The organism is Spirochaetota bacterium, assembly GCA_017999915.1.
Lineage (GTDB): Bacteria > Spirochaetota > UBA4802 > UBA4802 > UBA5550 > RBG-16-49-21.
Map to the genome: position 1 here is coordinate 417,979 of JAGNKX010000001.1, position 13,502 is coordinate 431,480.

Annotated in this window: 8 protein-coding genes; 1 reads left to right on the forward strand and 7 read right to left on the reverse strand. The window is 50.4% G+C overall.

The window, feature by feature from the left end:
- Positions 1-29: 29 nt before the first annotated feature.
- The 5 genes from KA369_01710 to KA369_01730 all read right to left on the reverse strand — a co-directional run bounded on the left by KA369_01710 (position 30) and on the right by KA369_01730 (position 8,665).
- Positions 30-1,475: an acyl--CoA ligase gene (locus KA369_01710; protein MBP7734666.1), complete on the reverse strand. Its 1,446-nt coding sequence runs from the start codon at positions 1,473-1,475 to the stop codon at positions 30-32.
- 18 nt (positions 1,476-1,493) lie between these two features.
- Positions 1,494-5,027, reverse strand: a complete 3,534-nt coding sequence (locus tag KA369_01715; protein MBP7734667.1) for a PilZ domain-containing protein — start codon at positions 5,025-5,027, stop codon at positions 1,494-1,496.
- Between the two features lie 253 nt (positions 5,028-5,280).
- Positions 5,281-6,063 (reverse strand): inositol monophosphatase, encoded by a 783-nt coding sequence (locus KA369_01720; GenBank protein ID MBP7734668.1) that lies wholly within the window; start codon positions 6,061-6,063, stop codon positions 5,281-5,283.
- 3 nt (positions 6,064-6,066) lie between these two features.
- Positions 6,067-7,542, reverse strand: a complete 1,476-nt coding sequence (locus KA369_01725; GenBank protein ID MBP7734669.1) for a tetratricopeptide repeat protein — start codon at positions 7,540-7,542, stop codon at positions 6,067-6,069.
- A 217-nt stretch (positions 7,543-7,759) separates the two neighbouring features.
- Positions 7,760-8,665, reverse strand: coding sequence for a radical SAM protein (locus KA369_01730; GenBank protein MBP7734670.1), 906 nt, complete (start codon positions 8,663-8,665; stop codon positions 7,760-7,762).
- Positions 8,666-9,054: 389 nt separating this feature from the next.
- Between KA369_01730 and KA369_01735 the strand changes: the two genes are divergently transcribed.
- Positions 9,055-10,014, forward strand: coding sequence for a substrate-binding domain-containing protein (locus KA369_01735; protein ID MBP7734671.1), 960 nt, complete (start codon positions 9,055-9,057; stop codon positions 10,012-10,014).
- Positions 10,015-10,082: 68 nt separating this feature from the next.
- Here KA369_01735 and KA369_01740 read toward each other — a convergent pair whose 3' ends face one another.
- Both KA369_01740 and KA369_01745 read right to left on the reverse strand, forming a co-directional pair.
- The gene (locus KA369_01740) at positions 10,083-10,658 is read right to left on the reverse strand and encodes a hypothetical protein (protein MBP7734672.1); all 576 of its coding nucleotides are present in this window, start codon (positions 10,656-10,658) and stop codon (positions 10,083-10,085) included.
- A complete protein-coding gene (locus KA369_01745) occupies positions 10,655-13,480 on the reverse strand; it encodes a tetratricopeptide repeat protein (GenBank protein MBP7734673.1) in 2,826 nt (941 codons plus the stop codon). Before KA369_01745 ends, KA369_01740 begins: the two co-directional genes overlap by 4 nt.
- Positions 13,481-13,502 lie beyond the last annotated feature (22 nt).

Consider the following 13,502-nt stretch of genomic DNA (forward strand, 5'->3'; position numbering starts at 1 on the left):
ATAAATACTTTTCTTGTTCTTACTAATCCTTAAGATTGGATGCTGTTATGAACCGCCATCAATTCATATTCTTCATCATCAAGAGGCGTCATCACCTTCGGAATCTTGTATCGTGCAATAATACCTTCAAGATTCTTTTTTATCATCTGTATATTCTCATCAAAATCATTTCCGGAATCGATTTCGATTCCCGCAGAGAGAATATTGTCAATGCATGCGACTTCTGCTTCACGGACCTTCGGATTCATTAACAGCGCCCTTCGTATCTCTTCCAGGTCAACCATGTTGCCCTTGTATTTTCTCGTCCCCTTCTGTTCCCTGATAAAAACCAGGTGGCCCTCTTCCATTTTCCCGATATCTCCTGTTCTGAACCACCCATCCGAAAAAGCATCGGTCGTCTCAGCCGGCCTGCGGAAGTACCCTTTTGCCATGTGAGGCGTCCGTATCAGGATTTCTCCGGCGCCGTCGGTTCCCGGCGAATCTATCCTGCATTCCAGTCCCCGGCAGACCGGGCCTATGGTTCCCGGCCGCCCCTGGCCCCTGATGTTTCTGCTTACGGGCGTGAATTCCGTAAGGCCATAGCCGTGAAGATATTCCACGTTGAATGCTTCACGCACTTGTTCAAAGAGCTCACCGGCCATGACGCTTCCTCCCGAAACAAAAACCTCCAGTGACGGCAGGTGTATTGAACCATCCTTCAGCCTGTACATCAATTCGTACACTTCAGGCACTGCCGTAATGATCGATATGTCAAATTGCCTGACGATCTTGAAGAGATGGAGTGGGTTCACCGTTCCTGAAATGACGGCCGTGATACGGTTCAGGAGCGGCACACAGAGACACCCGACAAGGGGGAAGATGTACGAAAATGGAAGAACCACCAGCATCCTGTTGCCCGCCGCAGGCCTGAGTCCTTCCACCAGAGCCGCCGCTCCCTCAACATACTGGCTATGGGGCACCAGCGCTCCCAGGGGATAACCGAAGCCGCGATAGGTATAATTGATTGTTGCTATGGATTCATCGATATCAGCGGGTTCAAACTGTTGAGATGAATCCCCGCCATGGATCTGTTTCAAGATACCGTTTTTTCTCTGGATCACGATTCTTCCCGCGCAATAGGATTCCACAATGGGAAGGTGCTTGGCCTCCGCGATAATAGCATGGGGATCCGCGTTGGCCATCAGTTCATCCAGCTCGATTGTGCGAAACGCAAGGTTGACCGGTACCAGTTTCGCCCCAATTTCGATAAGCGCTAAAAACAGGGCGACAAAATCAACCGAGTTTTCAAGAAAGATCGCGGCTATGAACCCCCGTATAATTCCTGAACCCTTCAGGAATTCTTTCATGGAGACAATTCTTGACTTCAATTCCCCCGCTGACACGAAGAGAGGCGCATCTCCTGTGGACAGATCGATAACAGCAGGGTGATTCCCCCACGTTTCCAGCGACTCATGTATTTGTTTAACAATATTCATCGTTTTAATTCAAGGCCTTTACTTTTTGATCCCGGTCACGATTACCGCCTGGGGCGGGCTTCCCATTGATAAATGTATTTCCATATTTACAAAGCCCGCTTTTCTCATCATGCCGGCGATTTCCTCGCCGGAATAGAACCTGAAATATCCGTCCTCCTCCAGCTGAAAGAGCGATGCCGCCTCGTTGAGCATGGTTCTGGCATCGGCAAGATCAACGTCCCTTTTCTCCGAATCGTATTCATCACGATCAAGGTTCTGCACTTTGTTTATATAATTTGTGAAAATGACCGATATATCGCTGTCAGGTCTCATGGAAGAGACAAGCAACCGTCCCTCCGGCTTAAGAAGCCTGTAAAATTCATGAATTATCTCATCGGGATTAAAGAGATACGAAATAAGAAGACTCGCCGAGATTTTGTGGAACGATTCGTCGTGAAAGCCCATGCGCACATCACGGGTATTGTCCCCGAATTTGAGACATGTAAAATCCAGGTCGGTCGTCCTGATGTCATGGAGCTCCTCTGAACCTGATCCGTTGATCCTTTTATTACAAGATGTCTTCAAGTCGTCAGGCTTCAGTGTGCCGGAAATGTATCGTGCGGCGCGGTTGATATCGATGATAGCGCAATAATCATCATCATTCAAGCACGCGCGCAGGTACCCCCGGGAATGTTCGCTTATCGGCACACCGCGCATGATGCTGGCAATAACCTCCGAGTTCAGTCTCACCAGATTATCAATGGTGCTGTTCCTCAACCCTTCTATTCGATTTCTTAAAAACTCATACCCCAGGGAACCGTCTTCCATGAACCGCTTCACGGGAAGGAGACGGTTCGGCTCAAGATTCCGCTGCAGATAGGTAATACGGCTCGGGATGAGGGGGCCGTGGGTGCGTTTCAGCTGCTCGATTTTTTCCCTGGTCCTGCCAAGGGCTTCCGGGACCAGATCCGCCAGCACCAGATTGGCCCTGCCGAGATCGAGCCCCTGCGACGCGCTGTCATCAATCATTCGCTCAATGAAGATGCCGGTTCCGCATCCCATGTCCGCCATGGATTCGCCGTTTTTCAGGTCCAGGAGCCTTCCCTGTAGCGACAGGAACTCCCTGAATTCATCGATATTCCGGTACACATCATAGCCGGCGCAGTTCCGGTCCCCGCCGACGAGATATTCCTTCCAGTATACCCCCACATCGACATCATCCTGCGCGACAAGCCTCTCGCGCTCCCCGGTGATCATGGCTACCATTCGTTCCCGGTCTGGATTCATAGGACGAATCGTCTGGCCATTGAGATAATGATATATCATGCGCGTCACAATTTTAAATGTCCGGATCGCGTCATCACTGGACCGGAGATTATGGCCGGTGGGTATTTCAATTACTTCACGGGAGCCCTTTGACCGGACGCTCATGAGATCCCGGATCTCCCTCTCAACGACCCAGCGGTCATACTTGCCGAAAATCCAGGATACCGGAATGGCTATGCGTGCCATGTCATGGCGCGCGTCGGCGAGATAGGCATATCTGGTGTCGATCAGGTCCCTCGCGGTGGTATCAAGGTTCAGAATCTGCCCCAACACGCCGGAGAGTCCATTCTGTATGCCGTTCCGCGCGTTATCGATGATGTCGATACCGCCGGTAATATTATTGAAGGAGCTCCGGGCGCAGGTGACGCCCATGACGTTGATCAGATAGCTGACCCGCTTATCCTTCACCGCCAGTTTCCTCGCATCCAGCGCCGACATGCTGAAGGCGACAATGACGACCTCCGAAGGCTTGAACATGGCATTGTGATGCACGAAGTCCATGGTCGCTTCCAGATCGTCAAGGCCCTGGCTGATGCGGTAGTTGAGCATCTCGTAGCCCCGCTTGGGGCACATCTGATCCCGGCAGCTTTCCCCCGGCCTGTTGATGCCGTCATACCGGATGGTCACGATATCCCTGCCGAAGCGCCCGAAGTTTTCTATCAATGTCGCCACGAGGGGAGCCAGCGCCTCCTTCTTTTTCCCAAAGGCCGGGGGGAGGATGACAACCGGCACCTTGCCCACCGCGCCGGTATGGTTCAGGAGGGCCACGATTTCTTTCCCATCCCTGTTCGCATATCGCACGATATCGGAAACGATCCTGGAACTGCCGGGAAATGGGCGTTTCAATGATCCTTTGCCCTTGTTCCACTGGGTCAGGCTGAAACGTTTATAAATGTAATCCTTGCGCCTGATGCCTGCTTCAATGCCTATCTGCACCATCATCCCTTCATCATAAAGGCCTACTTCTTTGATATGTCGTATTTCCCCAAAGGCATCAAGACCCATATCTTTATTGAATGTGTAGGTGACCGACTGGCCCAGCTGGATCTGCTCTCTATCGAAGTTATTAAGCTTCACATTACATGAAAAGCCGCGGCGGCTTATGTTGACCAGCTCGCCCCGAAGTCTTCCGATGGGGGAATCCTCAAGCTCAAGGGAAATATCGATCCCCCCGCTGATGTATTTTCTCTGGCATGATCTCTTGTCAGACTGGTGGATCACCGACGGCAGGGCAAAGGCAATGCTTGTCGGGCCGGACTCCCTGATATCCGTGGTAAAATAGTAACTTGAACCGTGCAGGTAAAAGGAGCAATACACCTGGTGATGCTTTTTCAACTCACAATCAATGACTTCTTTCTGCGATGATGTGGTGAATAATTTTTTCTTTGTGTCAATAGTCCTCATCTTCAAGACAAACATGATGATGCTTTTGTCAAAAAGGACATTCATCGTCCTTTTTTCTTTTTTCAGAAGATTGAAGAGGGCTACGATTGTTTCATGATTTTTTATCAGGGTATCATTGGCGGCGACCTGTTCGTTCCTCCTTTCCTGTATCGTTTTAATGGCGGTGCTTGTGGCCGATTTGAGGATGAAATTCTGAATCCTGGTGGAATCAATATCCGAGATGGATTTGAAGCACAATCCGGCCCTGTTCGTATCGCCCTTATTTCCCCGGATAACATAGGAGACTGATCCCTCGGCGGTAATGCCTCGCCGGTCCCCGGGCAGATTCACCCCGATGGTGATGGATTCGCGTGTATTCAGGATTCCCTTGTAACTGACAAGGCACCCTTCAGTCGAGATGTTATCTATTGAAATAATGGAGACCCCGTCTTTATCGCTGGAGATTCCGGTGAGGCTGCATGATATGCGCGGGATAATCCTCATGTCGGATGTCCCGTATTCATTCTTTATCCTGGTGAAGTTCACATTCCTTATAAAGTTGTCGATAAGGATCATCTGCGCGTCCGTCTGACAGGAGAACTCGATTCCCAGGACATGCTCGTCTTCTTCAGTGTCCGCTTTATTGCTCCGAACTATTTTGCAGGGAATCGGAACGTTCTCTGAATCCAGGGGAAGCATGAATGCCATCCTGTGCACGGACAGGTGGGATACCGGAACATTGACGACAACCTGGATGCCGCTGTTGCTGATATCTATGGATTTACCGATGAGGGTCTGTCCTTCAGCGACAAGCTCCACCTGCTTTTCATAGGATACCCTGGCATGTTTTCTGTTATTGGTCATAGGTCACCCGCGAGTGGAGAAATAGTGTATAAACAGGGGTAACCCCTTCTCCCGAAAATGTGTGTTCCAGAAGCTATTGCACATCCATTCATAGATACATCCAGCATTCTGCCTGATCAGCTGATTATGTGATTAAACACGCCAGATATGGGAATCTGGGTGATACTATTGTGTCGGTTCTCAAAATCTAAAAATGAAAATATTTATGGGGGGGAGTGATTAAAAAAAACAATACCGATAGAATTGTATACAATTAGAGGGTGAGCAGATCAATGAGCTGACCATGGATTTTCCCATTTGAGGCAACAATCTCCGGATATTCCGGATGAAACAACCCGCCATTATACGTGGTAACGGTACCGCCGGCCTCTTCCACGACAAGGCTGCCCGCGGCCATGTCCCATGACTTGAGCTTCCCCTCCCAGTAGCCGTCAAGCCTGCCGCAGGCCACATAGGACAGATCGATTGCGGCGGATCCCATACGACGAATTCCCTGTATGCGAAGAATAATGCGGTTAAATTCTTTCAGATTATTGTTCTCCGATAACGCCTTGTCATAGGGGAATCCCGTGGCGACAAGGGAAACGCCTATATCGTCCAATGAAGAGACATGTATCGGCTGATCATTGAGAAAGGCCCCGCGTCCTCTCATCGCGGTGAACATTTCATCAAGGAATGGATTGAAAACGACGCCGGCCACGACCCGCTTGAGGCTTATGGAAAAGACGCCGAGGGACACGCAGAAAAAAGGAAGCCCGTGGGCGTAATTATTGGTGCCGTCAAGGGGATCCACATACCAGATATAATCGCCGGCAGCGTCTTTCCGGCTCCCCTCTTCGGCGATAATGGTATGGTCGGGAAACCTGGCCGATATCCTCTCTACCAGGTGCTTTTCCGAGGCTTTGTCCGCGTCAGTCACCAGGTCGGTTCTGCTCTTATAGGAAATGACCGTTCCCTGCGACCTGAAGCCCTTGAGGAGAATCGCCCCGGCTTCCCGCGAGATCATCCGCGCAAAATCGGCGATATCAGCGATCATGATCTAGAACTTGATTCCCATTCCAATCTGGATGTTGAACTCATGGTGCTCCGAGTCCTGGTCTGCGACCTCGGCGATGAACTTCTGGTACATGAAAAAATTCCTCGTGAAAGATTCGTTCAGCCGGAGGCTTATCACCTGGGACAGGGCCTTGAAACCGGGAAAGGGCTTTCCCTTGGTAAACCGGTATACGTCGAGGCCGAACCATCCCTGGCCGTTGGGGGCCAGGGTATAGGGATGCGTGTTGTTAAGATTCTCCAGATAAAACCGCTCGAGCCATTCAACGGTCAACGACAGCAGCTCGGACCCGTCGTCATGCTTCACCAGGTTGCCGAAGGTCAGGCCCAGGCCCATATCATAGACCCCCCAGTAACTGGCAATGCCCCGGTAGTATCTCATGAAGCTCATATAAAAAACGCGCCAGTCGTTGGAATGGCAGAAAACGTAATAATCGCGGAAATTGAAAATGGCGTGTATTTTCACGTCCGGATACATCTGGTACCCGTAGTCGATGCGAAGGGATCCCACGTCAAAGCTCTTTCCCGAGGAAGAGCGCGGGTCCATGATGAGCATACGCGGATACCAGGTGATGGTCGTATCCACCTTGTCCTTGCGGTACCCGACAATCAATCCCACTTTAACGTCGTTCAGCCTGTATCTCCGGTAAAAGGCCCTGCTGGTGTCGTACTGGTTCAACATCACCCCGGCGCCGAGTTTTATGTTCTTAATGTTGAATAGTATTTCGGCCTTTTCGGACAGCACCACCAGCCCCGGGGGCGTCAGGGCGCCAAGCCACGGGTTTTCCAGCGTGGCGTCGATCTGGATAAGGGGGATCGGAGTAATCCTCATGAAGAGGGTATAGGGCGCGCTGGTGATAAGTCCGTCATCGGGCACGTACCGGAATCCATGGTGCGATGTATGATAGATCCCCCAGTACAGGGATTTGTTTCCGTAATAGGAGCCCATCCGGACCATGCCGTCAAGGGTCATATAGAAAACCTGGGGCTTTTCAGGAACCTCTTGTTTCTTCCCGCCGCGCTTTTTATAGGCGTCTTCAAGCCAGGGCGGCACCTGTTTGTTGGCGGGATCGGCTTTCAGAACCGCTTCACCGACCTGGATCGTGCGCTCATAGTTTTCAGTTTTATAATGGCTGTAGCAGAGGCGCTCACCGGTGAGAATTTGTTTTGGGTTCAGCTTCCATGCTTCCTCGTAATTCTTTATCGCCTGGGGAAGATCCCCTTTTTTCTCGAGGGCGTATCCCTTGTTATGATACGCTATCGCCATCGCCCTCTTCCGATACTCAACGGCCTTGTCGAATATTGTCAGGGCTTCGTCGACCCTGTCCGACTCACCTAATTCGATCGCCTTTTTATGCCTCGCGCGATCCTCGGCGTCTTCATCGGAAAAAAGGGCATGACTGCTCGCCATGACGATCAGCACGCAAACCAGGATAAGTAAGAAGGGGCTCGATTTTTTCATACCATATACCTTTAATCATTATAGGAAAAGAAGTTCGGGATGTCAACCTCTTGTTTTGAGATAACCTGTTCAGCACACCTTTATAAATTCGTAATTTTAATGATTAATTGATAATACTGCTTTTTTACATCGAAAGTGCAACAGGGACGCACTCAAATATGATTTTTCATGGTTCCCTGTTACATTTTCGGCAGATGTCCGGATATTCTCGTTTTTTTTAATGGAGGCCGTCGATCCTCGTCAAACCGCAATTTAGGGCATGGTCCACCGCATCGTCGTATTCCTGCAGTGTTATCCTGCGTTTCAGGTCAAAGCATTCCCCGGCACGGTACTCGGGGTGGTATTGATCCATGATATTAATGTATGTCCCGCGCGAGAGATCGGCAATGAAATTAATGACACGGTCCGTTGCCGCGATATTGTTCGGGAGGACCAGGTGCCGCACCAGGAGACCCCTCCGTGCGATCCCGTTACGGTCCAGCACGAGATCCCCCACCTGCCGGTGTATTTCTCTCAGCGCCGCCATGGCAACATCAGGATAATCCGGGGCGCCGCTCAGACTCCCGGCCGTTTCCGGATCCATGTATTTAAAGTCCGGCATGTAGATATCATAGACCCCGTCAAGGATCGAGAGGACAGCCGCGTCATCATAGCCCCCGGAATTGTACACCAGGGGAAGCCGAAGTCCCATCGGCACGGCAATGAGAAGTGCCTTGACAATGGCGTAGTTCATGTGGGTCGGCGTGACGAAATTGATATTATGGCACCCCCTGTTCTGAAGCGAAAGCATTATCTCCGCCAGTCTTTGATATGATAGTTCCTCACCCCTGCCCAGATGTGATATATCATAATTCTGGCAGAATATGCAATCCAGATTGCAATGAGTGAAAAAGATCGTCCCTGATCCGCATCGTCCCACCAGGGGCGCCTCTTCCCCAAAATGCGCATTAAAGGAGGACACAACCGGATAAACACCGCTCTTGCACCGCCCCCGTTCTCCCTCGATCCTGTTCACACGGCACCGGTGCGGACAAAGGGTACACTGACTCAGCCTTTCGTACAGTTCCCCGGCGCATTGGCCAAGTCTTCCATTGTTGTATAATTCTATATATGACGGCTGCATATCATTCACGTTTTCCCTTCATGAGTGCAGGAGTATTTGTATTATTATAATGTAAATAGTCAATTCGTTTATAATGAGTTGATACCGCAACCGGAGAATGGCAAACACCTATTTCATTACAATTTTTGCAAAAGGATTTCCATCACAGAATATATTAAACTTGTTGTGTATCTAATTCTCTTTACCGGGGTTAAGGGATGGAGCCCTCTAGCAGCCCCCCGCATCCCGACAAGTCGGGACTGCGAGGGTGGAACGCAGTTTCACCACAAATCTATTAATTATTGATTTGACGTACAGGTAAAAAAAATTGTTAATTGATAGTATACAATTCGTCAATGATGATAGCTGACTGATAATAATCAGGATAGACCTATACCGGGGTATTAAGAATGAGAAACCTATTGTGCTTCCTCTTTATAATGACAGCCTTATACGGCTGTTCTAAAGAAAAAGAATCACCCCGGGGGACAGCCTCTCCGAACACAATAACCGTCTCCGGCGCCTGGGCCCTCTATCCCCTGGTCGTTACCTGGGCTGAGGAATACCAGAAAAAAAATCCTGGCGTCATCGTCGATGTATCTGCCGGCGGAACTGGAAAAGGAATGGCCGACGCCCTTTCCGGCGCGGCAGACCTCGCCATGGCTTCCAGGGATATCACCAAGGCCGAGACCGCCCAAGGCGCATGGTTTATCAGCGTTGCAAAGGACGCCGTGGTGCCCATGATGAGCGACGCCAATCCCCTTAAAGAGGCGCTTCTCAAGCGGGGAATCACCCGGAAAGAATTCGCCAGCATATGGATAAGCGGCACACTGATATCGTGGGATGCCCTTGCCAAATCCGAAAGAAAATATCCCCTTCATGCCTACACACGCTCCGATGCGTGCGGCGCATCCGAGACCTGGGCAAAGTATGTCGGCGGAACCCAGGAAGACCTGAAGGGAATCTGCGTGTACGGGGACCCGGGCCTCGCAGAGGCGGTGCGAAAAGACCCCCTGGGAATCGGGTATAACAATGTCAATTTCGCCTATGACGCAATAACAAAAAAAACGATTCGCGGCCTTCTTCCGGTCCCCGTGGACATTAACGGCAGCGGGAACATCGAGCCGGATGAGAATTTTTACAACGACCGTGATGCTCTCGTGAAGGCGATCGCCGATAATAAATATCCATCCCCTCCGGCGCGCACCCTGCATCTGGCGGCGCGGGGCATGCCACAGAAACAGCAGGTGCGTGATTTCCTTCTCTGGATTCTCGGTGACGGGCAGCGGTATGTTTCCGAGTCTGGGTATATCTGCCTCCCCGGTGAATCATTGAAAAAACAGGCCGAGGTCCTGACAAAAAAACCATAGGGAATAGGGCCTCCTTTTCCCGTGATGGTCGCTATTGGAATTATTCAGAACTTATATGGCGGCGGGAATCACGATGATTTCTGAGCCTGATTTTTCATCGCCTTCCGAAATGAAAAATAGCTTTTCAATACCAGAATGAGGCATAGCCCCAAAGAGCCCCATTTGAGGGACGCGACAACGGACAGGGCCATCACCATGGCAGCGCTCAATTCCCTGCCTGTGAATAACGAATAGATCAGGGTGATGCCGATGAAATCAACAACGGCCGCGCCGAAGGGAAGCAGGCAGACGATCCTATCGGAAAATCGTATGTCACCGCCCACAATGGCCCCTCTGGCCGATGAAAAATAAGCCAAGGCGGATGCCAGAAGGACCGCATAGGATGCGGCATGGATAAAATAGAGCCAGAGCGAACTAAGGAGCAGGTCGACTCCGCCGCTCTTCCAGGATGACAGGATCCCGGTAAAATTGCTCGTGGTGAAAGCCAGTTGAAGATACAGCAGGCCCCTTCCTCCGAAGCCGGCCAGCTCCGCGTCAATCCGTAGCATTACGACTGTCATGACGGCCGTAATGAAAAGGAACACCAACGCCACCCTTTTCCCCGAGAGCAGTTCATAGAGCCTTTCAAGAGGGGTGTTGCTCATCGCACTGGCACCATATCATTATTTTTTTCCACGTCAGGAGCCAGGGGCTTGTTTTCCCGGGTCTGTTTACCCCGGGTGTCGCCGCCCTCGTTCTTATCGGTTTTTATTTCCTCACCCGTTATGGGATCGATGACGGGAAGGGTCATATCCTCATCCTTGAGCCGTATCTCATAGGCTCCCTTGCTTACGGGCAGCGGCATCTCGGCGTCCTGTTCAACATCGAATTCATTCTTTTGCTCGGGCGTATCCCACTTTTTGCTGTCCTTGTCGATTTTCAGCCTGACTTCGTCGAGACGGGCCTTGGTGTCGATGTCGTTCGGGTCCGCGGCCAGGGCCTTGGCGTAATTGCTTTCCGCCTCATAGAGGTTTCCCGTTTTTTCATGGCACATGCCGAGGTACCGGAATATCTGCGGGGACTTTTCATTCTGCTGGAGCGCCTTGTTGAAGTACTCGATGGCCTCCTCTGTTTTTCCGCTGGAGAAATAAAGGACTCCCATCTGCATAAGCACCTTGGGGTGGTCCTTGTTGATGCGCATGGCCTGCTGCAGGTAGCTGAATGAACCCTCAATGTCCTGAAGCGTTATACAGACCAGCGCCATCCGGTAATGGGCGTTGAAATTGTCCGGATTGATTGTCAGCACGGCCCGGTACAGTTCCTGCGCCTCGGACCATTTCTTGTTTTTTTCGAGGTTCAGGGCCGCGTTATAGTAATACTTTTCCTTGTAGGCGAGCATTTTTAAAACATAGCCCTGCAGCGTAATCTTGAACTCCGCCTGCTTTTTCAGGTCAAAGAGGAGCTTCGTTTCCTCATGATAATCCCGGCGGGCTTCCGCCAGTTCCGTCTTCTTGAGAAGGCTGATTATCCCATCATTGTTCTGGAACGACGTTGCGAGGGTCTGCATGAAGGCACGCTCGTCCGATACGCTGTCAATCTGGTCAAAAACCAATCTGTTTTTTATTACATAGTCATCTATGAACGATTTCTTTAACCTTAGGCGTTCAGGCTCCGTGAGATAGAGACCAGGGAAGAAGTTATTACTGGGGATAACGGAGAGAATATCATCAAGGCGCGTACTCGACAGATGAGCGCACACATGTGGCTCGTCCATGAATATCCGGTTCAGATCCTCATGGCTGTTTAAGAAACCGATGAGGCGTTCATACGATTGCTGGTTGATCATTAACGCCTTGTCGTTATCCGACGCGAATACGATCATGATATTCGAAAAGAAGTAGACCCCGTGCCGTTTAAATGAGCGCTTGAGGTTCTTCAACGCCATGGACAGCAGCTCCGGCCTGCATCCGGGAATGTTATACACCTGGGCAAAGACGCCGCCCTTATCCAGGCATCGTTTCACGATGGCATAATACGCTCCGGAAAACCTGAAGGCATTCATATCCTGATCCAGGAGGTTCGGAATATCGATGATAGAATGATATATGGTCCTGTTCTTTTCGATAAATGACAGAAGGGGCGCGCTATCGGGTATGTATTTTTGCGTACCGGATATGGGGAGCCTGTTGTAATCGACATCCCGGTCAGACAGCTCATCGAGACAGAGGGAATACTTGTAATAGCCGATGACGGGGCTGCGGAAGAATCTCTGGTTCCCGTCGATGAAGAGCATTTTCTTCCCTTCGGGATGGTAGAGAGCGACCGGGACGAGGGACCGTTTAAGGTTCCTTACCACGCTGTCTGAAAGCGCAAACACCGGCCTGCCGTTCATTGTAACGACTCCCTCGTTTCGAATGTAGTCGGCATTGTAGTTGACCGTGGTCAGTTCCTCAAAATGCTCCGTCCTGGTGACGTAAACATTATTATCCAGCGAAATCCTGAAAAACAGGATCATGAAGATGAAGAGGGGCAGAAAAAACAGGGACAGGAAAAAGTAAATCCCTTTCTTGAATCCGCTGATGGTTGAATTAACGATGCTGATGGCCGGCACGACGACGTTAATGATCATCACGATGCAAATGATGATGTAAAACCACAGATTGGTCAGACTGACAAGACAGAGCGCCACCAGCACAGGGAGGGGCACTATGAGCAGTGAAAATTCAATGATGGTCGCCCTTTTAACGCTGTCATACCTGTTTATGACAGCGCCGATGGAGTTGGAGAGGACGATCCCAAGCAGGAAGGCCATGGGCGCAAAAAGGATGATCCCGAACAAGAAATGTATCTGCCGGGAAAAACTCATGACCATGACAAGAAAAACGAGAAAGGCGATGGGAAAAAATGATTCGCCGTAGATATACAGATTTGAGACTTTTATCAACCGGCCGGTTCCGTATCCTGCGGCCATGAGAATGAAAAGCAGCGCCATATACGCCATTGTTACGTATATCTGGTCACCATAATACCTGCTGATGCTAGCCCCACCCAGGTAGGCATATATGACAAGGCATACGACATTCAGGTATGTAAATAACGAAGCGTCATGCTCCATGATCGGTTGTGCCGAAGCATCCCGGTCTTTTTCTTCCTCGTAATCCTTTGTGAAATACGAGGCGGGCTTGTAAGGGAGGTCAATCATGAAAATGGTCGGCACCAGCAATAATCCCAGGGGAATCGTGAGCAGCAGCGGCATATTAAAAGAGTAGAGCAGCACGCTGAGAGATATCCCGGCTGAAATGCCGCACAGCACTAATCCTATCACGGTTTCGATGCCCTGCTTTTTATCGATGAAATCACCGCTCGATACCCTGATGGAATAATTAAGCTTGATGCCGAAAAAAAGGACCATGATCAACAGTAACGCAGGGACAGAGTATTTGAACGAGAAAAAAAGGGTAATAAAAAATTCACCGGAATCCGGCATGAATATATTTCTGACAGTAAAT